The sequence below is a fragment of the Chromobacterium indicum genome (genome assembly GCF_039708975.1).
GTDB classification, from domain to species: Bacteria; Pseudomonadota; Gammaproteobacteria; order Burkholderiales; family Chromobacteriaceae; genus Chromobacterium; species Chromobacterium piscinae.
This window is the reverse complement of record NZ_JAYFSJ010000024.1, coordinates 25880-48371: the sequence shown is the minus strand read 5'-3', so window position 1 is coordinate 48371 and position 22492 is coordinate 25880. Positions and strand designations below refer to the sequence as shown.

Here is a 22492-nt window from a genome sequence, read left to right as displayed (position 1 = left end):
AGGCATTGGGCGGGCTTTCAGAAGTAGTCTATCTGGTCGGCGATGAGCGGGGATTCCAGCTTGCCGCCGGCCACCAGCTTCTCAAAGCCGCATACCTGGTCGCGGCCGTGGCTCTTGGCGTAGTAAAGCGCGCGGTCGGCTTGCTCCAGCAACTGGTCCGGCAACAAGCCCGGGGTGATGCGGGTGTAGCCGATGCTGATGGTGATGCAGCCCGCTTGGGGGAAAACGTGCCGCCGGACCGAGGCTCGGAAGCGCTCCAGCGCGACTTCGGCCGGTTCCGCGTCCCCGCATTCCAGCAGCAAGGCGAATTCTTCGCCGCCATAGCGGAACAGTCCGTCTTCTTCGCGGAAGCTTGCCTGCATCAGCTGAGCCATCAGCAGCAGCACCTCGTCCCCGACCATGTGGCCGAAGCGGTCGTTCACCTGTTTGAAATGGTCGATGTCCAGCAAGGCCAGCATATGGGTGGCCGCGGATTCCGCTTCATGCTGCAAGGAGGCGATCAGGTTATAGAAGCGCAGGTCGAACTTGCGCCGGTTGTGCAGGGCGGTCAGCATGTCGCGGTCGGCCTCGAACAGCAGCCGCAGGAAGTTCTCGTGTATCCGCGCCATCGCCAGCAGCATGTCCCGGTTGACGTCGGCGTCCGGACCGCAGTGGATGACCACCAGCGAGGTGATGTTGCCCATGCAGTGCAAGGGCAGACACAGGCCGCTGGGAATGCGCAGCAGCGCCGTGTTGTCGTGATGGGTGTGGCTGAACAGATCGCGCAGGAACGGGGAAGGGGGCAGCCAGCCGTCTGCCGGGGTTTCGCGGACCTCCGGCTTGCCAGACGCGGCCAGGGCTTCCAGCCGCCGGCAGAGATAGGGCGAGCCGTTGACCCGGCGGCAGGCGAACAGCTCCACCCTGTCGACATGCATCAGTTCCACTAGAGTGGACAGCAGGCTGGACTCCAGCATTTCCTGCTCGCGCTGCGAGGTCAGCTCGACCAGATTGTCGAGCAGCAGCTTGCTTTCATCCTGCTCCGCGGGAGGCGTCGGCATGGCGGGAACTCCTGGAATGGCCGTGATGCGGCGCGTCCGCGCCGCAAGTTCCCAGAATTATAGGCAAGCCGCCGAAGAAAACAGTCCTAGCCGCGACCAGTGCTGCCGAAGCCGCCGGCGCCGCGGTCGGAAGCGTCGAAGTCGTCGACGATATTGAAGCCCACCTGCACCACCGGCACGATCACCATCTGGGCGATGCGCTCCATCGGCTCCAGGCGGAACGGTTCCTGGCCGCGGTTCCAGACCGAGACGAACATCTGGCCCTGATAGTCGGAATCGATCAGGCCGACCAGATTGCCCAGCACGATGCCGTGCTTGTGGCCGAGGCCGGAGCGCGGCAGCAGCATGGCGGCCAGGCCCGGATCGTTCAGGTGGATGGCGATGCCGGTCGGGATCAGCTTGGTTTCGCCCGGCTGGATGGTCATCGTTTCTTCAGTGGCGGCGCGCAGATCCAGGCCGGCCGAGCCGGAGGTGGCGTAGGCGGGCAGATTGTCGCGCAGGCGCGCGTCCAGGATCTTGACGTCGATAACGGGTTGCATGGTGTTTCCTTGTGATGCGGGGCGGCCGGAAAGCCGCCCGATGGTTGATTCTTCAGCGCTTGGCCAGCAGGGCGGCCAGGTGGCGGACGATGGCGGCGGCCACGTCGTCCTTCGGCATCTGCGGCAGCGGGTGCTCGCCGGCGTCGTCCAGCAGCACCACTTGGTTGTCGTCGGCGCCCATCGCCTGCTGGGCGAGGTTGGCCACCAGCATGGGCAGCTTCTTGCGCCTGCGCTTGGCCTCGGCGAATTCCAGCAGGTTCTGGCTTTCGGCGGCGAAACCGACACAGAACGGCGCGGCGGGCAGGCTGGCGACGGTGGCCAGGATGTCCGGGTTTTCTTCCAGCTCGATCGTCGGCGCGGCGGCGCCTTTCTTGATCTTGTGCTCGCTGCGGTTCTTCACCCGGTAGTCGGCCACCGCCGCCACGGAAATGAACACATCGCTGCGGCCCACCTCGGTCAGCACAGCCTGTTGCATCTCGGCCGCGCTCTGCACGTCCAGCCGGCGCACGTTCAAGGGCGCGTCCATGCCGGTGGGGCCGGATACCAGCGTGACTTCGGCGCCGGCGTCGCGGCAGGCGCGCGCCAGCGCGTAACCCATCTTGCCGGAGCTGATGTTGGTGATGCCGCGCACCGCGTCTATCGCTTCATACGTCGGGCCCGCCGTCAGCAGCACTTTCTTGCCGGCGAGCAGCTTGTCGGCGAAAAAGCCGCGCAGCAGCTCGACGATTTCATGCGGCTCCAGCATGCGGCCGTCGCCGGTCTCGCCGCAGGCCTGGAAACCGTTGCCGGGGCCGAACACGGTCGCTCCGTCCGCTTCCAGCTGGGCGATGTTGCGCTGGTTGGGCGGGTTTTGCCACATTTGCAGATTCATCGCCGGGGCGACGATCAGCGGGCAGGTCCGAGCCGCGGCCAGCGTGGAGACCAGGTCGTCGCAAGCGCCGTGGGCCAGCTTGAACAGCAGGTTGGCGGTGGCTGGCGCGATCAGGAAGGCGTCGGCGCGGCGCGACAGCTCGATATGGGCCATCGCATTGCTGGGGCGCGGATCCCACAGATCGGTGTAGACGGTATGGCCCGACAGCGCCTGGAAGGTGGCGGGCGTCACGAAATGGGTGGCCGATTCGGTCATCACCACTTCCACTTGGTGCCCGGCCTTGATCAGCTGGCGGGTCAGCTCGGCCGACTTGTAGGCGGCGATGCCGCCGCCGATGCCGAGGAGGATGCGTTTGGCAGTCATCTCTATGGTTTCGAAATCAGCCGTAAACTGGCCATTCTAGCGGATTTGTCCTTTCGGGTGGTCGTGTCGTCGGCAGTTCATGCCAATGTTAATGTCATTGCCTGCTTCTATCTTGTTGGCCTGACCCCACAAACAATGCTATAGCCAGAAGGAGAGCGCGAGATGTCCATCGCCAGTTGGCCCGAGTCCGAGCGTCCACGGGAGAAGCTGTTGTCCCAGGGCGCCGCGACGCTGAATGATTCCGAATTGCTGGCCATCTTCCTGCGCACCGGCATCAAGGGCGTAAACGCGGTGGAGCTGGCGCGGCGGCTGCTGCAGGAATTCGGCTCCCTCTCGGCGCTGCTGGCCGCGCCGCTGCCGGCGTTCAAGGCCAAGCAGGGCCTCGGGGAGGCGAAATACGCGCAATTGATGGCCTGCACCGAGCTGGCGCGGCGGGCGCTGTCGGAGCAGCTGAAACTGGGCGACGCGCTGTCCAGCCCGCAGCAGGTGAGGGATTATCTGAGGCTGAGCATAGGCAGGCGGGAGGTCGAAACATTTGTTGTGATTTTTCTGTCGGCACAAAACCGGCTGATCGAAGTCGAAGAAGTGTTCAAGGGAACCTTGACCGAGACCCGGGTGTATCCGCGCGAAGTGTTGCGGCGGGCGTTGCGGCACAATGCGGCGGCGCTGATTATCGCGCATAATCACCCGTCAGGCGTCAGCGAGCCGTCCAGCGCCGATCGGGTGCTGACCGACACGCTCAAGCGGGCGCTGGAACTGGTCGATATCAGGTTACTTGACCATTTTGTCGTAACCGGCGGGCACGCGGAGTCGTTCGCCGAGCGAGGCTGGCTGTAAAGGCGTGTGAGCGCGGGGCTTGATGCGATGGCGGTTTGACAGTGCCGCTCCCGATGGCGGGGCCCGCGAACAATAACTGTCTGCTTGACCTTTGTTCTCCACCGCATCATAAGGAGGTCGTCATGAACATCCTGCGTTTGCTGAATGAATCGGATTACATTCAGGTCAACAACCAGTTCGTCAAGCCGGACTTCCACACGGTTTCAGAAGAGTTTTCAGACGACGACGACGTGGTGCTGGAGGCCACGCTGGATGGCCAGGAGCTGGTGCTGACCGTGGCCGACCTGACCGACGCCACGCCGCTGGCCGATGGAGGGTTCTGGCTGGAGGGCCTGGGCTACCTCCGTTTCCTGTCGCAGCAGAATCTGCATTGACGCTTAGTCTCCGCATTCCCCGATGGCCCGGCCGACGCCGGGCCATTTCGTTTGGCGGCCGTGGTTTGACCTGCCTCAACTCCGGCACGGGCGCGATGTTCTAGAGTGGCGGCTGTTATTTGCCAGTCATAAATCGGGAGCGTGGAGCGCGTATGCAAAAGTTCAGGATAGGCATGGTGGGAGTGGGGGAAACAGGCACGCCTTTGCTGAAGCAGTTGCTGGATGCGTCGTTCGTCGATCTGGTCGGCGTGGCGGATCTGGATCTGCAGTTGCCGGGCATTTTGCTGGCCAAGGAGCGCGGCGTGCCGGTGACCGATAACTTCATCGAGATCGCAGAGCAGGGCGAGCGCGTCGACATCATCATCGATGTCACCGGGTCGCGCAAGGTTAGGGAGGATTTGCGCCGTTACATGCAGTTTTCCGGCAACACTCATACCGTGATCGTGCACGAGCGGGTCGCCTTGCTGATGCTGTCGCTGGGCGCCGGCCGCTGGGTGGAAACCAGGCATGACGAGCTAAGCTATTGATCTGAAATGTTTGGAATGTGAGGCTGTCCCAGCGATAAGGGAGAGCTGCACGAGGGGATGCGGGAGGCTTGCGCCTCCCGCTTTTTTATTCTCCAGTCGGCGGTTCCGGCGGGGCCGCGTTCTTGTATGCTGAGAGTGTAGTCCGCGCGGTATGGCGCCGCGGGCTATCCTTCATCGCCGTGCAAGGGGAATTCAATGATCAAGCCATCTTCATCCGCCTGGCTGCTGCTATTGCTGCCCGGACTCGCCTTCGCCGCCCTTGGGCAGCGCATCGATTTATCGTCTTCCGCGCCGGTGGCGGGCCGTCAATTGACGGCGGCGGCCATCGGCGCGCCTTATCGCGTGGTGCAGGATCAGGATGCGGCGGGGCGGGTGATACGCCAATTTGTCGCCGGAGACGGCACGGTGTTCGCTGTAGCCTGGAGCGGAGCGACGCTGCCGGATCTGCAGCAGTTGCTGGGCGGCTACTTCCCCGCCTTTCGCCAGTCTCAGCAAGGCAATCGCCAGGGGCTGAACGGGATGCGGGGGCAGGTTGGCAGCTTTGTGGTGCAGTCCAGCGGCAGGCTGGGAGCATTTTCCGGCTTTGCCTACGACAGCGCGCTGTTGCCGGCGGGCGTGACGGTTGACCAGCTGAAATGAGGGCGAAACGATGCGCAGAATAATGTCGATATGCCTGATGCTGTTGTTGAGCGCCTGCGGTGGCGGCGGCGGCGGGGGGGGAGACAATCTGTCCAACGGCGGCAACAGCGGGAGCACTTCCGCCAATAGCGTGACGATGACGGTGGACTCGGGGCCAAGCGGCGCGCAGGGGGCGTTCAACATTCCTTATGTCTCGGTCACCGTGTGCGCGCCGGGCAGCACCAGCAATTGCCAGACCATAGATCATGTCCTCGTCGACACCGGCTCCACTGGCCTGAGGATACTGGGGTCGGCATTGAACTCCTCGCTGCTTGCCGGATTGGGCAGCCAGCAGGTGAGTAGCCGCCAGGTCGTGGAGTGCATGCAGTTTGTCACGAGCATCACCTGGGGCGCGGTCAAGCTGGCCGATGTCAAAATGGCGGGCAAGGTGGCGAGTTCGTTGCCGATGCAGGTGATATCTGACCCGGTTTACACCACGGTTCCTAGCGGCTGCGCGTCGCGGGGCACCAATGCCGGCAGTCTCGCCGGTCTTGGAGCGAATGGGATCATCGGCGTCAGCCAGGCTTTGCAGGACTGCGGCGGCAGTTGCGCGAACAGCTCGCTGAACAGCGTGTATTACCTATGCTCGGGAGCATCCAGTTGTGTCGGCGGCGCGGTGCCTGTTTCGCAGCAGGTGGCGAATCCGGTGGCGGCGTTCAGCGGCGATAACAATGGCGTATTGCTGCAGTTGCCCAGCGTGACTGTAACCGGGACGGCGACGGCGACGGGCTCGCTGATCTTCGGCATCGGCACGCAGTCGAACAATGCGATTCCAGGCGGAGCGCAGGCCTTCCCCGCCGCCAACGCCGGTTTTACCATCAACACCAGTTACAAGGGCGTCAGCTATTCCAGTTTCATCGACAGCGGCTCCAATATCCTGTTCTTCCCGGATAGCGGCATCAGTACTTGTACAGTATACAGCTCGACCTGGTTTTGCCCGTCCTCGCAGCAGAATCTGAGCGCGGTGCTGTCCAGCGGCTCCAGCAGCAGCACCATCAACTTCAGCGTGATCAGCGCGCAATATCTGACGAGCAACAACTATGCGGCCATGCCGGGCATTGCGGCGCCGGCCTCGGGCTCATTGTCCACTCAATTCGACTGGGGCCTGCCGTTCTTCTATGGGCGCAGCGTGTTCATCGGTTTTGTCGGCGGCAGCAATCCCTTGGGATCAGGACCTATGTATATTTTCTGATCTAGTCCGATCTTGCGGCGCAACAATATCTGATCTATAACGCAATCGTCATCACGATGACATCTCCTCTGTCTTTGTGCTTGAGGATAATGGCAAACAGGCCCGGAACATTCCGGGCCTTTTTTTGTTATATGGGCAGCACGAAATATCAGTTAAGCCGGCATTCGTTCCATGCTACATTTCCATGTCATTTTTATTTCGGAACAAGCGTGAACGCGGCGAAGAAGATACGCCAGTTGCTGGATCAGAGCGAAGAGCCGGAACAGGTGGAGGTGTTGCTGCAAATGGTGGCCGGCTTGCAACTGGGGCAGCCGTTCGACCTGAGGCGGTTGTGCGGGATCGAGCAGTCCTATTTTGAGCTGGGCATGGCGCTGTTGAAGGATTGGCATGCCGATCATCACATCGCCGCGCGCAGCAAGTTGGTCGAGTCCATTCTGGCGCGCGACCATGGCCTGCAGCAGCAGCTGTGCCATCTGGACGCCTCGGCCGGCTGACGCTTGCTGTTAGAATGGTCGTATTTGCGCGACGGAGACGACCATGCTGGCGGATGTGGAACTGGCCAAATCCTATCGTTTGTTGAACCACGGGCCGACGGTGCTGGTGAGCAGCGCGGCGGGCGGCAGGCGCAATGTGATGGCGGCGGCTTGGGCGATGCCGCTGGATTTCGATCCGCCCAAGGTGCTGGTGGTGGTGGACAAGTCCACCTATACCCGCGAGCTGATCGAGGCCAGCGGCGAATTCGTGCTCAACATCCCGTGCCGCGCCCAGGCGGCGCAAGTGGTGCAGGTCGGCAGCGAGAGCGGCCACGGGCAGGACAAGTTCGCCTCCAGCGGGCTGGAGCCCATGCCTGGGCTGAAAGTGGGCGCGCCGCGGGTGGCCGGCTGCATCGCTTACCTGGAATGCAGGGTGGTGCAGGAGCCGCATAACCAGCGGCAGTACGATCTGTTCATCGGCGAAGTCGTCGCGGCCCAGGCCGACAGCGAAGTTTACAGCGATGGCCGTTGGCATTTTGCCGATGACGCCAAGCGCAGCCTGCATTACATCGCCGGCGGCGCTTTCTTCGCCACCGGCGAGGCGTTCAGCGTGTAAGAAAAGAACCCGTTTATGATCGCGAACAGGCGCCAAACGCCGTGACTGTGATCCGATAAAAAAAGCCCGCCATCACGGCGGGCTTTTTTGTTGGCGTCGCGGCGCTTACTGCCAGTCCACCAGCGCGTACAGCTTCTTGCCGCGCTTGAGCAGCGAGTATTGGCCGAACAGGCGTTCGCCGTCGCCGATCGCGTGCTCCAGGCTGTCCACCTTGATGCCGTTGACGCTGACCGCGCCGCTCTGGATGAAGGTGCGCGCCTCGCTCTTGGACTTGGCCAGGCCGCCGGCGGCCAGCGCGTCGATCAGGCCGCTGGCGCTCTTGTCCAGGCGGATGGTCGGCAGGCCGTCCTGCGCCAGCTGGGCGAAGTCGTCGGCGGTCAGGCTGGACAGATCATTGCTGAACAGGCTGTGGGTGATGCGTTGCGCAGCTTCCAGCGCGGCCTTGCCATGCACCAGCGCGGTCACTTGCTCGGCCAGGATGCGTTGGCCTTCCGGCTTGCCCTCGCGGGTCTTGTCGGCCTCCTCGATCGCGGCGATCTCGTCCACCGACAGGAAGGTGAAGTAGCGCAGGAACTTGTACACGTCGGCGTCGGCGGTGGAAAGCCAGAACTGGTAGAAGGCGTAAGGCGAGGTTTTGCTCGCGTCCAGCCAGACCGCGTTGCCTTCGCTCTTGCCGAACTTGGTGCCGTCAGCCTTGGTGATCAAGGGCAGCGTCAGGCCGTACACCTGGGTCTGATGGATGCGGCGGGTCAGGTCGGTGCCGGCGGTGATGTTGCCCCACTGGTCGGAGCCGCCGATCTGCAGCTTGCAGCCGTGGCGGCGATACAGTTCGGCAAAGTCATAGCCCTGCAGCAGGCTGTAGGAGAATTCGGTGAAAGAGATGCCCTGGTCTTCGCGGGCGATGCGCTGTTGCACGGCCTCCTTCTTGATCATGGCGTTGACCGAGAAATGCTTGCCGATGTCGCGCAGGAACTCCAGTGCGCCCATCTGGCCGAACCAGTCGTAGTTGTTGGCCATGATGGCGGCGTTGCCGCCTTCGAAGGACAGGAAGGGCTCCACCTGCTTGCGGATTTTATCCACCCAGCCTTCGATGATGTCCGGGGTGTTCAGTTTGCGTTCGGTGGCCTTGAAGCTCGGGTCGCCGATCATGCCGGTGGCGCCGCCCACCAGCGCCACCGGCCGGTGGCCGGCCTGCTGGAAGCGCTTGAGCATGAGAACCGGGACCAGGTGGCCGAGGTGCAGGCTGTCCGCCGTCGGGTCGAAGCCGCAATAAAGCGTAACCGATTCCTTGTTCAGCAGTTCTTGCAGCGCAGCCATATCGGTGGTTTGCGCGATGAGGCCGCGGGCCTCCAGATCCTGAAGAAGGGCGGTTTGCGTCATTTGACTGGGTCTCCAACACGGTAGAAAACAACGGCCCGTTGCGGGGCCGTCATGGGATGCGGTTCCGGCGCCGCTTTGCGCCGCCGGGAAAAACGTCCATCTTAACCGAAAATGGAGCGAATTGCGCCTCCGGGCGTAGAATGGCCATACCCGTAGCATGGGCGGGTTTGCCCAGATGCCGCATTGCGGCAAAATGTCGGGCGGGAAATCAGGAAAGGAAAAAATCGATGTCGCAGCAGGTAAAGGTATGGGATGTCCCCACTCGTTTGTTCCACTGGACGCTGGTGGGATTGTTCTGCGCCATGTGGTACTGCGCGGAGCAGGGCGGCGAATGGCTGCAATACCATATCTATTGCGGCGTCGCGCTGGCGTCGCTGCTGGTGTTCCGTCTGATCTGGGGAGTGATCGGCAGCCAGACCGCGCGCTTTTCCAGTTTCGTGCGCGGTCCGAAAGCCATCCTGCGCTATCTGAAGGGCGAACTGCCGGAGCATGAAGCGCCGGGCCACAACCCTCTGGGCGGCTGGATGGTGGTGGCGATGTTGCTGGCGCTGGCCGCGCAGGTGCTGACCGGCTTGTTCGCCGCCGATGTGGACAGTTATCTGTACAATGGCCCACTGGCCAAACACATCGACAGTGGTCTGGCGGAATCCGCCACCGGCGCGCACAAGCTGCTGTTCAACGGCCTGTTGGGCCTGGTGGCGCTGCACATCGCCGCCATCGTCGTCTACCGGGTGGTGAAGAAGCAGAACCTGGTGGGGCCGATGCTCACCGGCTACAAGAGAATGGCCGGAGAGAAGCCTAGCCTGCGTTTCACGCACGGCGCGCTGGCTTTGGCGGCGCTGTTGCTGTCGGCCGGCGGCTTGTATTTCGCGCTGCTGCGGTAAGCGCCAGCCCATAGTCTGCGCCGTGTCGTCGAAAACGGCTTTCGCTTGCGTGCCGGTTGTCAGGTAAGCGGGATGAGGCTGCCATCGCGGCGGCGCGTCGGTTTTGCGGCGCGCCGCCGTTGTGTTTCAGCTTGTCAGCGGGGCCCCAGGATTTGCCGCAGGCTGTTGGCAGGCGGCGCGCCTTGCACCTTCTGCATTTTCCCTTTGTCATCCTTGAAGAAAATCATCGGCGTGGCGAACGCGCCGAAGCGCTCCATCAGCCGGTGGTTGCTGTCCAGCTTGGCCTGAACGGCTGGCGGAATAGCGGTTAATGGTTTGACGCCGCCGCTGGCGTGTTGCCGCTCGTGGCGGTCGAAAGCGGCGGCCGGGTTGCTGTCGCCCAGAATGGCCGCTGCCTTGCCGGGGCTGTCCGGTTTGATGATGCCCACCATGATATGGCGGATTTGCACTTTCCCGGCTTTGACCCAGGGGCGGGCATCATTCCAGAACTTGTTGCAATAAGGGCAGTTGGGGTCGGTGAAGGCGTAGAGCACGCGCGGCGCTTTGCTGTCTCCATCGGCGATCCAGAAACTGCCTTCCAGCTGTTGCCACCGCGCTTGACCGAACTGTTTGTCCAAGCCGGCCTGATTCCAGGCTTGCCCCTTGCTATCCAGCATGGCGCCGACAATGGCCTGCTTGCCGTCGGCGGTGAGGTAGATGGTTTGCGGCCGGCTCAGGTAGAGCGCGGCGTAGCCGGTCATGCCGCCGGGGGCGGCGAAGCGGTCCAGGATTTCATAGCCTTGCTGTTCCAGCGCCCGCAGTGGCGCGGGCAAGGGTTTGGCCGGTGCGGCCAGCGCGGGCAGGCTAAGCGGCAGGGCCAATAGTGGCAGCAGCCAGTTTCGGCGCGAGGTGGTCATCGGGTGTCCTTTGCGGAATGGGGGGCGTCGCGCAGCGCGGCCAGCTTGCTGGCCAGCGTGGCGGCGGAGAGTTCGCCCAAGTGGGTGGCGGCCAGGCGGCCTTGCGCATTGAAAAACAGGGTGGTGGGCAGCGCGGCGGAGCCGTATTCGGCGCCCAGCGCGCCGCCGGGGTCGAGCAGCACATGCCCCAGCCGCAATCCTTCCGTTTGCAGGTATTGATTGACCGTAGCGGCGTCCTCGCCTTGGTTGGCGAAGACGAAGCGGATGTCCGGCTCGTTTTGCTGGGCGCTCTGCAAGAGAGGCATTTCGCGGCGGCACGGCGGGCACCAGCTGGCCCACAAATTCACCACGGTGGGATGGCCTTGCGCCAGCGCCGGCAGCGTCATGGGCGAGCCGGACAGGCTGCGCAGGACTTGGCCGGAGAGCGGCGGGGCTTCCGTTCGGGCGAGCCAAGCCTCGGCGGAGGCCCAAACCAGCGCGCCGGCCAGAAGCGCAGCCGTGAGCGGCTGGCGCAGGGCGGGTTGCCTCCCGCCGCGCCACAGCGCCACGGCCAAGGCGCCCAGCGCGCCGGCCCACGGCGAAAAGCCGCCGTCGCGTAGGTCCAGCATGCTCCAAGGCTGCGTCCGGTATTGTTCGAACCAGATGGCGACGAAGCCTAGTCGCGCGGCCAGCGCGCCCCATAGCAGCATGTCGTTGAGATAGCCGGCCACGCTGACGCCCTGGCGGCGTCCGGCCAGCCAGCCTGCGCCATGGGCGGCCAGCAAAGCGCCGCCCAGCAGCGCGGCGGCAGCGGGAATGGCCAGCGGGCCTAAGTGGAAGCTCAGCATGGTCATCCTTGTTCTTTGGCCTGTTTCAGGCGGGCGAGGAAGGCATCGGCGCTTAACTTGCCGATGATGCGTTGCGCCCGGCGCTCTTTGCCGTCCGGGCCGATCAACAGCAATGTGGGCGGTCCCAACACCTGGCGCGAGGCCATCAGCTGGCTGCTGTCGTCGTTGGCTGCGGTGACGTCAGGGCGCAGCAGGCGCATGTCGGCCAAGGCTTGTCGCACGCGGGCATCGCCAAACACTTCATGCTCGATCTCCTTGCAGGCCACGCACCAGTCGGCGTAGTAGTCCACCAGCGTCCATTGCCCCTTGGCGCGGGCGGCGTCAAGTTCCCGTTGCAAGGCGGCGGGGCTGCGCAGCGTGGTGAAGGCATCCATCGCCGAGGCCGGCGCGCCGGCGCTTGAGGACAGGGAGAAGGCCAAAGGCTGCAGCGGGTTGCCTTGGCCGGCGGCCGCGCCCAGCAGCATGGCGGCAGACCACAATCCCAGCAAGACGGCGCTGCCGCGCAGCAACCATTGCCGGCCGCTGGCTTGCCAGGGATGGCTGATGCTGAACAGCCACACCGCCACGGCGAACAGCCACGCGCCGGACAAGGCCAACGCGGCGGCGGCGGGCAGCACCCGCTCCAGGAACCAGATGGCCATCGCCAGCAGCACAAAGCCGAAGGCTGCCTTGACGCGGTTCATCCACAAGCCCGGACGCGGCAGCAGCTTGGCCCCCAGCGCGCCCACCGCCAGCAGCGGCGCGCCCATGCCCAGGCCCATGGCCAGCAGCGCCAGGCTGCCTTTGAGCATGTCGCCGCTTTCGCTGATGTACAGCAGCGCGCCGGCCAGCGGCGCGGTCATGCACGGGCCAACCAGCAAGGCGGACAACACGCCCATGCCGGCCGCGCCGCCAAGGGTGCCGCCTTGCTGGCGCTGGCTGGCTTGGTTCAGACGGTCGCGGAAGAAGGCGGGCAGCTGCAATTCGTAGACGCCGAACATCGCCAGCGCCAGCAGGACGAACAAGGCTGCGAACACGCCTAACGCCCATGGCGTTTGCAGGGCGGCTTGCAAATTGGCCCCCATGGCGGCGGCAGCCGCGCCCAGCGCGGCGTAAGTCAGCGCCACCGGCAATACAAAAGCCAGCGCCAGCACGAAGCCGCGCTTGGGGCTGGCGCCGCTGCCGACGATCAGGCTGCTGAGTATCGGCACCATAGGCAGCACGCAGGGGGTGAAGGTCATCAGCAGGCCCAGGCCGAAAAAGGCCAGCAGCGCCCAAGCGATGCCCGCTTGCGCCAGCCGGTCGGCCAGCGCCTGGTCCTCGCCCTGCGCGCTGGCGTCGCTTGCGGCGGCATCCGGCGCGATGTCGGCTGCGGCGCCGGCCGGCGGCGCGTGGTTTTGCAGCGTGATCACGCGGCTTTGCGGCGGATAGCACAGGCCGGCCTTGGCGCAGCCTTGCCAGCCTATGCGCAGCTGGCGCGCTTGATTGGCTTGCGCCAGCACTTCCAGATGCTTGAAGTACACTTCCGACTCGCCGAAGAATTCGTCGGAAACGATTTGGCCCGCCGGCATTTCCAGCGATGGCGCGTCGCCGGCCGGCACGGCTTCCACTTTGATGTTCTTGCGGTACAGATAGTAGCCGTCGCTGATGTCCCAGCTCAGCTTGACCTGGCCGTCTCCCAGTTCGGCCACGCTAAGCCGGAACGCTTGCTCCGGCGGCAGAAAATCGGTTTGCGCGCCGGCGGGCGCGGCCCACGCCAGGGCGAGCAGGAACAGGCTCCAGATTAAGCGCAACATTGGCATCTCCTCATGGTTGGGATGCCGGGAAGCCTGCTGGCGGGGGATTAAGGCGGCGTTAACTATGGGATAATCCGCCGCGCGCAAGCTTGGCGACAAGGAGGGCGGCATGCGGGTATTGCTGGTGGAAGACAATGAGCTGATCGCGCTGGGCATCATCGCCGGTTTGCGCGCCCATGGCTTGGTGGCGGATGGAGTGAGCACGGCGGCGCAGGCCGAGGCGGCGTTGGCCACGCTGGACGCCGACGCCATGATTTTGGACCTGGGGCTGCCGGATGAGGATGGCATGCGCTTGCTGGCCCGGCTGCGCGCCAAAGGCGTCGCCTTGCCCATTCTGGTCCTCAGCGCGCGCGACGGCGTGGCGGACCGGGTGGCCGGGCTGCGCGCCGGGGCGGATGATTACCTGCTCAAGCCATTTGATCTGGACGAACTGGTGGCGCGCTTGCACGCCTTGCAGCGCCGTGCCGGCGGGCGCTGCGTGGATGCGATGGAGGACGGCCCTTTGCGGCTGGACCCGCTGCGGGGCGAGGCTTGGCTCAATGGCCAAGCGGTGTCGCTGGCGCGGCGCGAGCTGGCGCTGCTGGCGGCGCTGATGCAGGCGCGCGACCGCATCCTGAGCCCGGAGCAGCTCAAGGACCGGCTGTACGACTATAGCGAGGAAATCGAAAGCAACGCGCTCAACGTCCACATCCACCACTTGCGGCGCAAGCTGGGGCCGGACATCGTGGAGACGGTGCGCGGCCTGGGGTATCGCTATGGGCGGGCCGGCGCATGAGCTTGCGTCTGCGTTTGCTGCTTTTGATCGGCGTTTCGCTCAGCCTGTTGTGGGGGGCGGTGACGGCCTGGACCCTGCATGATCTGAATCGTCAGCTCAGCCGCACGCTGGACCAGCGGCTGGCGATGTCGGCGCAGATGGTGGCCGGATTGATGGCGCAGTTGCCGTCGCCGCGCGCGGGCGCCTTGCCAAGCTTTCCCGACATCCACGCCGGCATCGCCTGCCAGATTGTTTCGGTGCGCGGCGAGGTTTTGCTGCGTACCCCCGGCGCGCCCAAGGTGGCGGCGTCCCGCCCGCCGCTGGGTTACGCCGATCAGGTGATAGACGGCGTGCATTGGCGCAGCTACACGACGGAGGCCAACGGCCTGCGGGTAACCACCGCCGACAGGCTGACCGAACGCGACGCGCTATTGGCCAATGTGCGCTGGGCCGCCGCCGTGCCCTTCTTCGCCGCGCTGGCCGGCAGCTTGATCACCTTGTGGTTTGGCGTGCGCCGGGGCCTGCTGCCGCTGGAGCGCTTGCGCCAATCGCTGTCGCGCCGCGCGCCGGACGCTTTGGAGCCGGTGGATGCCCGTCATTTGCCCGGCGATTTGCAGCCCTTAGCCGCCAGCCTCAATGCTTTGCTGGAGAAAATGGGCCAGGCGCTTTCGCGCGAGAGGCGCTTGACCAGCGATGCCGCGCATGAGCTGCGCACGCCGCTGACGGCGATCAAAACCCATCTGCAAGTTGCCCGCATCACCCAGGGGCGGGATGCGAAGATAGCCTTGGAGCATGCGGAGGAGGGGGCGGACAGATTGCAAAACACCCTCAGCCAGTTGCTCACTTTGGCGCGGGTGGAGGGCGAGTTTGATTGGGAGGACGGCCATCCGGCCCTGGCTGGCGAAGTGGTGAGCCTGGCCGCGCGCGACGCCGCGCCGCGCCAGCCGGATCGCATCGCCATCGGCCCTTTGCCGCAGACTCCGCTGGCGTTGCCGCAGGCGCTGGCGGTGACCGCGCTGCGCAACTTGCTGGACAACGCTTTGCGTTATTCGCCGGCAGGCTCGCAAGTCAGGTTGAGCGTTTGGCGGGATGGGGCTTGCCTGCATTTTGAAGTCGCCGATCAAGGGCCTGGCTTGTCCGCCGAGGCCATGGCCCAGGCCACGCAGCGATTCTGGCGCGGAAGCCAGTCGGCGGCGGGCGGCAGCGGCTTGGGCCTGGCGATTGCGGCGGCCATCGCCGAGCGTTTTGGCGGGCGGCTGACGCTGCGCGCCGGAGAGGGGGGAGGCTTGCGCGCCATCTTGGCTTTGCCGGCGAGGGATTGATGTTGGCGGCGTGCCAGGTGTTTTGCGCGCGGTTGTCCCGCGCCAAAACTTTGAACAGACTCAAAACGATCCAAACGACAAAGCCGGCAAGCGCCGGCTTTTTGTTTTCCGCCGCGCCGGGCGCTTATTTTTCCGGGCCGCGGAAGGCGTCGTGACAGGTCTTGCAGTTTTGCGCCACTTGGCCGTAGGCCTTCTTGATGGCGGCCAGGTCGCCGGCTTTGGCGACGGCGGCGAGGTTGTCAACCGATTTCAGGAAGACGTCGCGGTCGGCCTGGAATTTGGCCGGCTGGCTCCAGATTTCCGGTTTGGCGCGGCTCTTGCCGGTGACGCTGTTCGCCGGGAAGTGCTTGAACGGTTCCGCGGCCAGCGTCTTCATCGCTTCCGCCTGCTGCTCGAACTTCGCCTTGTCGTAGGGCGCGCGCTCGCGCACCGCCATGCCCATCGGCTCGAACGATTGCAGCAGCATCTTCTTGAAGGCCTGGCTGCGGATCTCGGCCGGCGTGTCGGCGTGGGCGGCGGGAATGGCGATCGCTGCCAGCAGCAGCGCGGTCAATGTCTTGTTCATGGCGTCTCGAATGGATGGGCTATGCATTGTCGAATGCCGGCGCGCGCGGCGCCGAAAGCCGATTATATCGATGACGGCGGGAAATGGGGCCGGGTGGGCGGCCCAGATCAGGATCAATCCTTGCGGAAATCCTTGTGGCAGGCCTTACAGGTCTGCTGGGTGGCGCCGAACTGGGCCTTGATCGCGGCCAGATCGCCGGTCAGCGCCACCTGCTTCAGCTTGGCGGTGGCGGCCTTGTGGTTGTCGATGGCTTTCTGCCAGTCGGCGGGCTTGCTCCAGATTTCGGGCTTGGCGTCAGTCTTGCCCGCGCCGCTGCCGGCGGGGAAGTATTGCCAGGGTTGCTGCGACAGCTGTTCCAGTTTGGCGGCCTGCTTGGCGAATTCGTCCTTGTTGTAAGGGATTTCGCCTTTGACCATCTTGCCCATCTCGCCGACCACCGGCTTGTACTGCTTGAACGCCTCCTTGCGCTGGCTGGCCGGATCGGCGGCAAATGCCTGGCCGGCGACCAGCAGCGCCAGCGACGCCATTAACATCTTTTTCATCGAAAGCTTCCTTTTTTGGCATGAAAAGACGCCCGCAGCCTATCACAGCGGGCGGACCGTCAAAACCCGCATTATGTAAATGGTTGAATGGTTGTGATGTTATACAGTAACATTCGTTCATTATTCAGCCTATGCCTATCAATATGGACCCCACCGTCTATCTCGCCGCCGCCGAGCGCCATTGCGCCGCGCGCGGCAGCAAGCTCACCAATCTGCGCCGCCAGGTGCTGGAACTGGTGCTGAACCGCAGCGGCGTGGTCAAGGCCTACCAGGTGCTGGCCGACTTGCAGCAGCAGCGCGGCTCGGCCGCGCCGCCCACCGTCTACCGCGCGCTGGACTTCCTGGTGGAGCACGGCCTGTTGCACAAGGTGGATGCGCTGAACGGCTTCATCGTCTGCGAGCATTTTGATTGCCAGCACGAGAGCCTGATCCTGGTGTGCGAACAATGCGGCCGCGTCAACGAAGTGGACGCCGCCAGCGGCCTGGCCCGGCTGCGCGAGATGGCGCAAGCCGCCGGCTTCGCGCTCAGCCCGCAAAACCTGGTGCTGGCCGGACGTTGCCAGTCCTGTGCAGCCTGAATCTGAAGAAATCATGAACAAGACCAAAGTCAATCTGTTTACCGGCTTTCTGGGCGTGGGCAAGACCACCGCGCTGCGCCATCTGATCGCCAACCGCCCGCAACACGAGAAGTGGGCGGTGATCGTCAACGAGTTCGGCGAAGTCGGCATCGACGGCGCCGCGCTGCTCAACGATGAGCTGGCGGTGGCCGAGATCGCCGGCGGCTGCCTGTGCTGCGTCGCCGGTCCGCAAATGACCGCCACCGTGGCCACGCTGCTGCGCCGCGAGAAGCCGGACCGCTTGCTGATCGAAGCCAGCGGCCTGGCCCACGCCGCTGGCGTCATCGACGAATTGCGCGCCAAGCCCTTGGGCGAGGCGCTGGAGGTGGCCGCCGTGCTGACGCTGGTGGACCCGCGCCAGTTCATCCAGCCCGATTACCACCGCCAGCCGCTGTACCGCGATCAAATCTCCATCGCCGACGTGCTGGTGGCCAACAAGATAGACACCGCCGACATCCCGACCATGGAAGCCTTCCGCGCGCAGGCGGCGGCGCTGTTTCCGCCCAAGTCGCTGGTCGGCGAGGTGCGCGACGGCCAGCTGGACGTCGCCTGGCTGGACGCCGAGCTGGCGGCCAAGCCGCGCTACCGTCCGGCGGCGCTGCCTGATAACACAAGCGCGTGGCAATCGGCCGGCTGGACTTTTGAGCCGGAATTGAATTTCGACGGCGAGCGGCTGACGCGGCTGTTCGACGACCTGCCCGCCAAGGTGCCTGGCCTGGTTCGCGCCAAGGGCGTGTTCCGCGTGCTGGACAGCTGGGTGTGGCTGAACTGGGCGGCCGGGCAGTGGGGCGCCGCCCAGGTGTCCTGGCGCCGCGACAGCCGCTTCGAGCTGATCGCGCCGGAGTTCGACGCAGCCGCGGTGGAAGCCTGGCTGAAGGAGTGCCTGGAATGAGCGAACCGCATTCGCACGATCACGGGCACGGCCACGCGCCGCACCGCCATGTGACCGCCGCCAACCTGCGCCCGCCGCTGAGCCTGCTGGCCATGTCCGCCGTTCAGCGTGTCGCCCTGACGCTGCTGCCGCTGGCTGGCTTGTGGCTGCTGGTGTGGTGGGCGCTGAAGGAGCTGGCATGAGCATCATTCTGAACAATCTGACCGTCTCCTATCAGCGCCATCCGGCCGTTCATCATATCAGCGGCCGTTTCGCCGACGGCGACGCCACCGCCATCTTCGGGCCCAACGGCGCGGGCAAGAGCACCTTGCTGAAGGCGATGATAGGCGCGCTGACGCCGGATTCGGGCAGCGTGGACCTGAACGGCCACCGCCGCAGCGACATCGCCTACCTGCCGCAGCAGGCCGAGATAGACCGCAGCATGCCGGTCAGCGTGCTGGAGCTGGTCGGCACCGGCCTGTGGCACAAGAGCGGTCCATTCGGCCGGGTGGGGCGTGATGGCATGGCCCGCGCGATCGAGGCGCTGGAGCAGGTGGGACTGGCCGACTTCGCGCTGCGGCCGATCGCCGCGCTGTCCAGCGGCCAGTTTCAGCGCGTGCTGTTCGCCCGCATCCTGGTGCAGGACGCCAAGCTGATCCTGCTGGACGAGCCCTTCAACGCGGTGGACGCCAAAACCACCGAAGACCTGCTGGGCCTGGTGGCGCAGTGGCGGCGCGAGAAGCGCACGGTGGTCGCGGTGCTGCACGACGCTTTGCAGGTGAGGGCGCATTTCCCGCACACGCTGCTGATGGCGCGCGAGGTGATCGCCTGGGGAGACAGCGCCTCGGTATTGAACGATGACAATCTGCGGCGCGCGGTGGACACCGCCGCCCACTGGCAGTCCCAGGCCCCGGTTTGCGGCCTGGATGGAGCGAGAGCCTGATGCAACATTTGTACGATCTTCTGGTGTCGCCCTTCGTCGAATTCGCCTTCATGCGCCGCGCCTTGGCCGGTTGCCTGGCACTGGCGCTGGGCTCGGGCCCGATCGGCCTGTTTCTGGTGATGCGGCGGATGAGTTTGATGGGCGACGCGATGAGCCACGCGGTGCTGCCCGGCGCCGCCATCGGCTTCATGTTCGCCGGCCTCAGCCTGCCGGCGATGAGCCTGGGCGGCTTCGTCGCCGGCGTGCTGGTTGCGCTGCTGGCTGGCCTCGCCACCCGTTTCACCAGCATCAAGGAGGATGCCAGCTTCGCGGCTTTTTATCTGTTGTCGCTGTCGCTGGGCGTGCTGTTGGTGTCCAAGGGCGGCAGCAATGTCGACCTGATGCACATCCTGTTCGGCTCGGTGCTGGCGGTCGACGACGCCGCGCTGTACCTGGTGTCCGGCGTGGCCACGGTGACGCTGCTGACGCTGGCCATCATCTACCGGCCGCTGCTGCTGGAGAGCCTGGACCCGGTCTATCTGCGCGCGGTGGGCGCGCGCGGCGCCTGGTGGCATCTGCTGTTCCTGATGCTGGTGGTGCTGAATCTGGTGGCTGGTTTCCAGTCGCTGGGCACGCTGATGGCGGTGGGGTTGATGATGCTGCCGGCGATCACCTCGCGGCTGTGGACCGAGCGCATCGAGACCATGCTGGCGCTGGCGGTGGGCATCTCCTTCCTCAGCGGCCTCGGCGGCTTGCTGTTGTCTTATCACTTCGAACTGCCATCCGGTCCCGCCATCATCCTGCTGGCCGGCCTGGTCTACCTGTTGTCCTTGTTGTTCGCGCCGGTGGGCGGAGCCTTGCCCCGCTATATCCGCGCGCGGCATCTCGAATCTTGAACCGATAGGGGGAAATCCATGAAGAAGACTCTAGCTGCCTTGCTGCTGCTGGGCATGCCGGCGTTGGCGCTGGCCAAGGTGCCGGTAGTGGCCAGTTTCAGCATCATCGCCGACATGACCCGCGAGATCGGCGGCGACCGTGTGGAAGTGGTGTCGCTGGTCGGTCCGGACCAGGATGCGCACGTGTTCCAGCCGTCGCCGGCCGACATCAAGAAGGTATCCGCCGCCAAGGTGCTGGTGACCAATGGCCTGGGCCTGGAGGGCTGGATGACCCGTCTCGACAAAGCGGCCAACTTCCGCGGCGCGACCGTGGTGGCCTCCAAGGGCATCAAGACCCGTCAGGCGCCGGAAGAGGAGCACGCCGACGAGGATCACGGCCATGACCACGGCGACGTCGATCCGCATGCCTGGCACGACCCGGCGCGGGTGCAGACCTATATCAAGAACATCAGCGCCGGCCTGATCCAGGCCGATCCGGCCGGCAAGGCCGAGTACCAGCGCCGCGCGGCCGATTACGCCGCCAGGGTGAAGGCGGTGGACGACTGGGCGAAGCAGCAGTTCGCCGCGGTGCCGGCGGCCAAGCGCAAGATGCTGACCTCGCACGACGCCTTCGGCTATCTGGGCGAGCGCTACCAGCTGAAGGTGCTGGCGATCCAGGGCGTCAGCACCGAGTCCGAGGCCTCGGCCAAGGGTGTCGCGCAGCTGACGCGCCAGGTGAGGAAAGAAGGGGTGACGGCGATCTTCATGGAGAACATGAGCGACGCCAGGCTATTGAAGCAGCTGTCGGCTGAAGCCAAGGTGCGGATAGGCGGCAAGCTGTACGCCGACGCGCTGTCCGGCCCGAGCGGCCCGGCCGCCAGCTATCTGCAGCTGATGCGCTACAACGTCGACACCATCATGAAATCGTTCCGCTGACGAGCTGAATCAGCTTCCAGAAGCCGATTCCCGCCACGCCCAGGCCGGCCGCCAGCCGCACCGGGCGTTTTTGCATCCAGCGGCGCAGGCCGTCGGCGAACACGCCCATCAGCAAGAGATTGGGCAGCGTGCCCAGGCCGAAGGCCAGCATGGCCCCGGCGCCGCTCCAGGCCGAGCCGCTGGCCAACGCCGAGATCGACGCGCTGTACACCAGGCCGCAGGGCAGCCAGCCCCAGGCCGCGCCGACCGCGACAGCGCCGCCGGCCGACCGCACCGGCAGCATCCGGCCCACCAGCGGCTGAACCCGCCGCCAGACTGGTTGTCCCAGCTTTTCCAACGCGGTGACGGCCTGGGCGAATCCCGCCAGATAGAAGCCCATCGCGATCAGCATCAGATCGGCCAGCGCCGCCAGACCCAGCTGCCAGGCATGGGTGGAGGCCAGGCTGAGGCCGCCCGCCGCGAGTCCGCCCAGCAAGGCGCCGATCAGCGCGTAGCTGGCGACGCGTCCCAGATTGTAGCCGGCCAGCACCCGCCAGCGGGCGTAGCCGGGCGGCTGATGCAGGGTGAGCGCGGCGACGATTCCGCCGCACATGCCGACGCAGTGCCCGCCGCCCAGCAGGCCGGCGAGGAACAAGATCCAGAAATTTGTCTCAATCATGCCGCAAGCGCTTCAGGAAAGCTCTATGGTAACAGAGGGCATGACAGAGCGGCTTGAACGCGCCGATTTGGCTTGACGACGGGGTTTGCGGCGGTTTGTTCGATTCTTTTTGGCATTGTTGAAACAGTCATTCTACAAAAAAGGTTGAAGATAATTGTTTCGCCTACTGGCCAAAAGTACAGTTTGCAAAGAAAATGGCGGTTTGGGCGAGACAAGAAGGGCGGCGCTGTCTATAAGACGGACGCGGTCCAAGCCCGGAGCCAGGCTGGGATATGGGAGCGATTGCCGCGTAAGGCGGATCGATCCGGCCTGGGCTGCAATGAAAAGGAATGGGGATACATGAGGAACACAATATGGCCAGGTATCTGACACTTGAACGGCTGGGCAAATCGGCCATCATCACGCTTTCCAACCTGCCTGCCAATCTGCTGACGACCGATGGCCTGAACGAGCTGACGGCGACGCTGCAGGCGCTGAATGCGGATGATGACGTGCGTTCGGTGGTGATTACCGGCGCCGGCGACGCGTTTTTTTCCGCCGGAGCAGATTTGAAGCAGTTCGCCGCCGGCGACAAGGCCGCGGCGGATGTGGTGCTGCAGGCTTTCGCCAACGCGCTGCAGGCGATACGCGCCTATCGCGGCGTCACTGTGGCGGCCGTCAACGGATTCGCGCTGGGCGGCGGCCTGGAGTGCGCGCTGGTGTGCGACTACATCATCGCCGAGCGCGGCTCCAAGCTGGGCTTGCCGGAAGCCAAGGTCGGCCTGATTCCCGCCGCCGGCGGCACCAAGACGCTGGCCGACAAGGTGGGCGTGTCCTGGGCCAAGCGCATCATTCTGGGCGGCGAGGTGGTGTCGGCCGAGCTGGCGTTGAAGATAGGCTTGATCGAAGAGGTGGTGGATCAGGGCTTCGCCAAGATCGTCGCGGTCAGTCTGGCCAACAAGGTGGCGGGGCAGGGCCCGGTCGCGGTGGCCGCCGCGCGCAAGCTGATCGAAGACAGTCCCAATCTCAATCTGGACGAGCATCTGAAGCGCGAACGCGCGGCGACGCTGGGCCTGGTGGGCAGTTCGGAACAACTGGAAGGCGTGGCCGCCTTCCTGGCCAAACGCGCGCCCGGCTGGGCGCAGGACGACGACGACTGAGCCGTCGCCGCTTTGCGAGCCG

The 22492-nt window shown here is 64.9% G+C and carries 27 protein-coding genes; 17 read left to right on the top strand and 10 right to left on the bottom strand.

Annotation, left to right across the window (positions count from 1 at the left end):
• Nucleotides 1–17: 17 nt before the first annotated feature.
• From VA599_RS23310 to coaBC, 3 genes are all read right to left on the bottom strand, one after another.
• Nucleotides 18–1037 carry a GGDEF domain-containing protein gene (locus tag VA599_RS23310; protein ID WP_346790871.1) on the bottom strand — a complete coding sequence of 340 codons (1020 nt, stop codon included), beginning with the start codon at nt 1035–1037 and terminating at the stop codon, nt 18–20.
• A gap of 86 nt (nt 1038–1123) precedes the next feature.
• Complete coding sequence (gene dut, locus VA599_RS23305; RefSeq protein ID WP_021475736.1) at nt 1124–1576, bottom strand: dUTP diphosphatase; 453 nt, start codon at nt 1574–1576, stop codon at nt 1124–1126.
• Between the two features lie 52 nt (nt 1577–1628).
• Nucleotides 1629–2810, bottom strand: coding sequence for a bifunctional phosphopantothenoylcysteine decarboxylase/phosphopantothenate--cysteine ligase CoaBC (gene coaBC / locus VA599_RS23300; protein ID WP_346790868.1), 1182 nt, complete (start codon nt 2808–2810; stop codon nt 1629–1631).
• A 162-nt stretch (nt 2811–2972) separates the two neighbouring features.
• Here coaBC and radC point away from each other — a divergent pair, with 162 nt between their 5' ends.
• From radC to VA599_RS23265, 7 genes are all read left to right on the top strand, one after another.
• Complete coding sequence (gene radC, locus VA599_RS23295; protein ID WP_021475734.1) at nt 2973–3647, top strand: RadC family protein; 675 nt, start codon at nt 2973–2975, stop codon at nt 3645–3647.
• A gap of 122 nt (nt 3648–3769) precedes the next feature.
• Nucleotides 3770–4021, top strand: a complete 252-nt coding sequence (locus tag VA599_RS23290; RefSeq protein ID WP_021475733.1) for a hypothetical protein — start codon at nt 3770–3772, stop codon at nt 4019–4021.
• A 152-nt stretch (nt 4022–4173) separates the two neighbouring features.
• Entirely contained in the window at nt 4174–4548 is a 375-nt protein-coding gene (locus tag VA599_RS23285; protein WP_031295776.1) for a Gfo/Idh/MocA family oxidoreductase, read from the top strand.
• A 195-nt stretch (nt 4549–4743) separates the two neighbouring features.
• Entirely contained in the window at nt 4744–5187 is a 444-nt protein-coding gene (locus VA599_RS23280; RefSeq protein ID WP_231154944.1) for a DUF2844 domain-containing protein, read from the top strand.
• Between the two features lie 37 nt (nt 5188–5224).
• Complete coding sequence (locus tag VA599_RS23275) at nt 5225–6418, top strand: DUF3443 domain-containing protein (protein WP_346790866.1); 1194 nt, start codon at nt 5225–5227, stop codon at nt 6416–6418.
• 209 nt (nt 6419–6627) lie between these two features.
• Nucleotides 6628–6912, top strand: a complete 285-nt coding sequence (locus VA599_RS23270) for a hypothetical protein (RefSeq protein ID WP_021475729.1) — start codon at nt 6628–6630, stop codon at nt 6910–6912.
• Between the two features lie 43 nt (nt 6913–6955).
• Nucleotides 6956–7507 carry a flavin reductase family protein gene (locus VA599_RS23265; protein WP_021475728.1) on the top strand — a complete coding sequence of 184 codons (552 nt, stop codon included), beginning with the start codon at nt 6956–6958 and terminating at the stop codon, nt 7505–7507.
• A gap of 105 nt (nt 7508–7612) precedes the next feature.
• On the opposite strand, the gene tyrS is transcribed toward VA599_RS23265, so the two are convergent.
• A complete protein-coding gene (gene tyrS / locus VA599_RS23260) occupies nt 7613–8887 on the bottom strand; it encodes a tyrosine--tRNA ligase (protein ID WP_021475727.1) in 1275 nt (424 codons plus the stop codon).
• A gap of 227 nt (nt 8888–9114) precedes the next feature.
• Here tyrS and VA599_RS23255 point away from each other — a divergent pair, with 227 nt between their 5' ends.
• Nucleotides 9115–9771: a cytochrome b/b6 domain-containing protein gene (locus VA599_RS23255; RefSeq protein WP_346790865.1), complete on the top strand. Its 657-nt coding sequence runs from the start codon at nt 9115–9117 to the stop codon at nt 9769–9771.
• A gap of 134 nt (nt 9772–9905) precedes the next feature.
• Here the strand turns inward: VA599_RS23255 and dsbG are convergent, their stop codons facing one another.
• Genes dsbG through dsbD form a run of 3 tightly spaced genes read right to left on the bottom strand, consistent with a single transcriptional unit; the run spans nt 9906 to nt 13269 of the window.
• The gene (dsbG, locus tag VA599_RS23250; protein WP_346790864.1) at nt 9906–10667 is read right to left on the bottom strand and encodes a thiol:disulfide interchange protein DsbG; all 762 of its coding nucleotides are present in this window, start codon (nt 10665–10667) and stop codon (nt 9906–9908) included.
• Nucleotides 10664–11500, bottom strand: a complete 837-nt coding sequence (locus tag VA599_RS23245; RefSeq protein ID WP_346790863.1) for a redoxin family protein — start codon at nt 11498–11500, stop codon at nt 10664–10666. Before VA599_RS23245 ends, dsbG begins: the two co-directional genes overlap by 4 nt.
• Nucleotides 11497–13269: a protein-disulfide reductase DsbD gene (dsbD, locus tag VA599_RS23240; protein ID WP_346790861.1), complete on the bottom strand. Its 1773-nt coding sequence runs from the start codon at nt 13267–13269 to the stop codon at nt 11497–11499. Before dsbD ends, VA599_RS23245 begins: the two co-directional genes overlap by 4 nt.
• Nucleotides 13270–13378: 109 nt before the next feature.
• Here dsbD and VA599_RS23235 point away from each other — a divergent pair, with 109 nt between their 5' ends.
• On the top strand, nt 13379–14044 hold the full coding sequence (locus tag VA599_RS23235; protein WP_346790860.1) for a response regulator: 666 nt from the start codon (nt 13379–13381) through the stop codon (nt 14042–14044).
• Nucleotides 14041–15345 (top strand): ATP-binding protein, encoded by a 1305-nt coding sequence (locus VA599_RS23230; protein WP_346790859.1) that lies wholly within the window; start codon nt 14041–14043, stop codon nt 15343–15345. Before VA599_RS23235 ends, VA599_RS23230 begins: the two co-directional genes overlap by 4 nt.
• A 124-nt stretch (nt 15346–15469) precedes the next feature.
• On the opposite strand, the gene VA599_RS23225 is transcribed toward VA599_RS23230, so the two are convergent.
• Nucleotides 15470–15910 (bottom strand): c-type cytochrome, encoded by a 441-nt coding sequence (locus tag VA599_RS23225; RefSeq protein ID WP_231154935.1) that lies wholly within the window; start codon nt 15908–15910, stop codon nt 15470–15472.
• Nucleotides 15911–16023: 113 nt separating this feature from the next.
• Nucleotides 16024–16452, bottom strand: a complete 429-nt coding sequence (locus tag VA599_RS23220) for a c-type cytochrome (protein WP_031295766.1) — start codon at nt 16450–16452, stop codon at nt 16024–16026.
• Nucleotides 16453–16595: 143 nt separating this feature from the next.
• Here VA599_RS23220 and VA599_RS23215 point away from each other — a divergent pair, with 143 nt between their 5' ends.
• Genes VA599_RS23215 through VA599_RS23190 form a run of 6 tightly spaced genes read left to right on the top strand, consistent with a single transcriptional unit; the run spans nt 16596 to nt 20673 of the window.
• Nucleotides 16596–17030: a Fur family transcriptional regulator gene (locus VA599_RS23215; protein ID WP_346790858.1), complete on the top strand. Its 435-nt coding sequence runs from the start codon at nt 16596–16598 to the stop codon at nt 17028–17030.
• A gap of 13 nt (nt 17031–17043) precedes the next feature.
• On the top strand, nt 17044–17961 hold the full coding sequence (locus tag VA599_RS23210; protein WP_021475717.1) for a CobW family GTP-binding protein: 918 nt from the start codon (nt 17044–17046) through the stop codon (nt 17959–17961).
• Complete coding sequence (locus VA599_RS23205) at nt 17958–18143, top strand: hypothetical protein (RefSeq protein ID WP_021475716.1); 186 nt, start codon at nt 17958–17960, stop codon at nt 18141–18143. The genes VA599_RS23210 and VA599_RS23205 overlap by 4 nt, the downstream gene beginning before the upstream one ends.
• On the top strand, nt 18140–18883 hold the full coding sequence (locus VA599_RS23200) for a metal ABC transporter ATP-binding protein (RefSeq protein ID WP_021475715.1): 744 nt from the start codon (nt 18140–18142) through the stop codon (nt 18881–18883). Before VA599_RS23205 ends, VA599_RS23200 begins: the two co-directional genes overlap by 4 nt.
• Nucleotides 18883–19758 (top strand): metal ABC transporter permease, encoded by an 876-nt coding sequence (locus VA599_RS23195; protein WP_346790857.1) that lies wholly within the window; start codon nt 18883–18885, stop codon nt 19756–19758. The genes VA599_RS23200 and VA599_RS23195 overlap by 1 nt, the downstream gene beginning before the upstream one ends.
• A gap of 18 nt (nt 19759–19776) precedes the next feature.
• Nucleotides 19777–20673: a metal ABC transporter substrate-binding protein gene (locus VA599_RS23190; protein ID WP_346790856.1), complete on the top strand. Its 897-nt coding sequence runs from the start codon at nt 19777–19779 to the stop codon at nt 20671–20673.
• Here VA599_RS23190 and VA599_RS23185 read toward each other — a convergent pair.
• Nucleotides 20654–21331 carry a sulfite exporter TauE/SafE family protein gene (locus VA599_RS23185; protein ID WP_346790854.1) on the bottom strand — a complete coding sequence of 226 codons (678 nt, stop codon included), beginning with the start codon at nt 21329–21331 and terminating at the stop codon, nt 20654–20656. The two genes, VA599_RS23190 and VA599_RS23185, sit on opposite strands and share 20 nt — an antisense overlap.
• A 353-nt stretch (nt 21332–21684) precedes the next feature.
• Here VA599_RS23185 and VA599_RS23180 point away from each other — a divergent pair, with 353 nt between their 5' ends.
• Nucleotides 21685–22470 carry an enoyl-CoA hydratase gene (locus VA599_RS23180; protein WP_346790852.1) on the top strand — a complete coding sequence of 262 codons (786 nt, stop codon included), beginning with the start codon at nt 21685–21687 and terminating at the stop codon, nt 22468–22470.
• The last annotated feature ends 22 nt before the right edge of the window (nt 22471–22492 follow it).

Excerpts from the sequence above, each read along its gene's own strand:
- VA599_RS23310 (WP_346790871.1), bottom strand. The coding sequence starts at position 1,037 with ATGCCGACGCCTCCCGCGGAGCAGGATGAAAGCAAGCTGCTGCTCGAC.
- dut (WP_021475736.1), bottom strand. The coding sequence starts at position 1,576 with ATGCAACCCGTTATCGACGTCAAGATCCTGGACGCGCGCCTGCGCGAC.
- coaBC (WP_346790868.1), bottom strand. The coding sequence starts at position 2,810 with ATGACTGCCAAACGCATCCTCCTCGGCATCGGCGGCGGCATCGCCGCC.
- radC (WP_021475734.1), top strand. The coding sequence starts at position 2,973 with ATGTCCATCGCCAGTTGGCCCGAGTCCGAGCGTCCACGGGAGAAGCTG.
- VA599_RS23290 (WP_021475733.1), top strand. The coding sequence starts at position 3,770 with ATGAACATCCTGCGTTTGCTGAATGAATCGGATTACATTCAGGTCAAC.
- VA599_RS23285 (WP_031295776.1), top strand. The coding sequence starts at position 4,174 with ATGCAAAAGTTCAGGATAGGCATGGTGGGAGTGGGGGAAACAGGCACG.
- VA599_RS23280 (WP_231154944.1), top strand. The coding sequence starts at position 4,744 with ATGATCAAGCCATCTTCATCCGCCTGGCTGCTGCTATTGCTGCCCGGA.
- VA599_RS23275 (WP_346790866.1), top strand. The coding sequence starts at position 5,225 with ATGCTGTTGTTGAGCGCCTGCGGTGGCGGCGGCGGCGGGGGGGGAGAC.
- VA599_RS23265 (WP_021475728.1), top strand. The coding sequence starts at position 6,956 with ATGCTGGCGGATGTGGAACTGGCCAAATCCTATCGTTTGTTGAACCAC.
- tyrS (WP_021475727.1), bottom strand. The coding sequence starts at position 8,887 with ATGACGCAAACCGCCCTTCTTCAGGATCTGGAGGCCCGCGGCCTCATC.
- VA599_RS23255 (WP_346790865.1), top strand. The coding sequence starts at position 9,115 with ATGTCGCAGCAGGTAAAGGTATGGGATGTCCCCACTCGTTTGTTCCAC.
- dsbG (WP_346790864.1), bottom strand. The coding sequence starts at position 10,667 with ATGACCACCTCGCGCCGAAACTGGCTGCTGCCACTATTGGCCCTGCCG.
- VA599_RS23245 (WP_346790863.1), bottom strand. The coding sequence starts at position 11,500 with ATGACCATGCTGAGCTTCCACTTAGGCCCGCTGGCCATTCCCGCTGCC.
- dsbD (WP_346790861.1), bottom strand. The coding sequence starts at position 13,269 with ATGTTGCGCTTAATCTGGAGCCTGTTCCTGCTCGCCCTGGCGTGGGCC.
- VA599_RS23235 (WP_346790860.1), top strand. The coding sequence starts at position 13,379 with ATGCGGGTATTGCTGGTGGAAGACAATGAGCTGATCGCGCTGGGCATC.
- VA599_RS23230 (WP_346790859.1), top strand. The coding sequence starts at position 14,041 with ATGAGCTTGCGTCTGCGTTTGCTGCTTTTGATCGGCGTTTCGCTCAGC.
- VA599_RS23225 (WP_231154935.1), bottom strand. The coding sequence starts at position 15,910 with ATGAACAAGACATTGACCGCGCTGCTGCTGGCAGCGATCGCCATTCCC.
- VA599_RS23220 (WP_031295766.1), bottom strand. The coding sequence starts at position 16,452 with ATGAAAAAGATGTTAATGGCGTCGCTGGCGCTGCTGGTCGCCGGCCAG.
- VA599_RS23215 (WP_346790858.1), top strand. The coding sequence starts at position 16,596 with ATGGACCCCACCGTCTATCTCGCCGCCGCCGAGCGCCATTGCGCCGCG.
- VA599_RS23210 (WP_021475717.1), top strand. The coding sequence starts at position 17,044 with ATGAACAAGACCAAAGTCAATCTGTTTACCGGCTTTCTGGGCGTGGGC.
- VA599_RS23205 (WP_021475716.1), top strand. The coding sequence starts at position 17,958 with ATGAGCGAACCGCATTCGCACGATCACGGGCACGGCCACGCGCCGCAC.
- VA599_RS23200 (WP_021475715.1), top strand. The coding sequence starts at position 18,140 with ATGAGCATCATTCTGAACAATCTGACCGTCTCCTATCAGCGCCATCCG.
- VA599_RS23195 (WP_346790857.1), top strand. The coding sequence starts at position 18,883 with ATGCAACATTTGTACGATCTTCTGGTGTCGCCCTTCGTCGAATTCGCC.
- VA599_RS23190 (WP_346790856.1), top strand. The coding sequence starts at position 19,777 with ATGAAGAAGACTCTAGCTGCCTTGCTGCTGCTGGGCATGCCGGCGTTG.
- VA599_RS23185 (WP_346790854.1), bottom strand. The coding sequence starts at position 21,331 with ATGATTGAGACAAATTTCTGGATCTTGTTCCTCGCCGGCCTGCTGGGC.
- VA599_RS23180 (WP_346790852.1), top strand. The coding sequence starts at position 21,685 with ATGGCCAGGTATCTGACACTTGAACGGCTGGGCAAATCGGCCATCATC.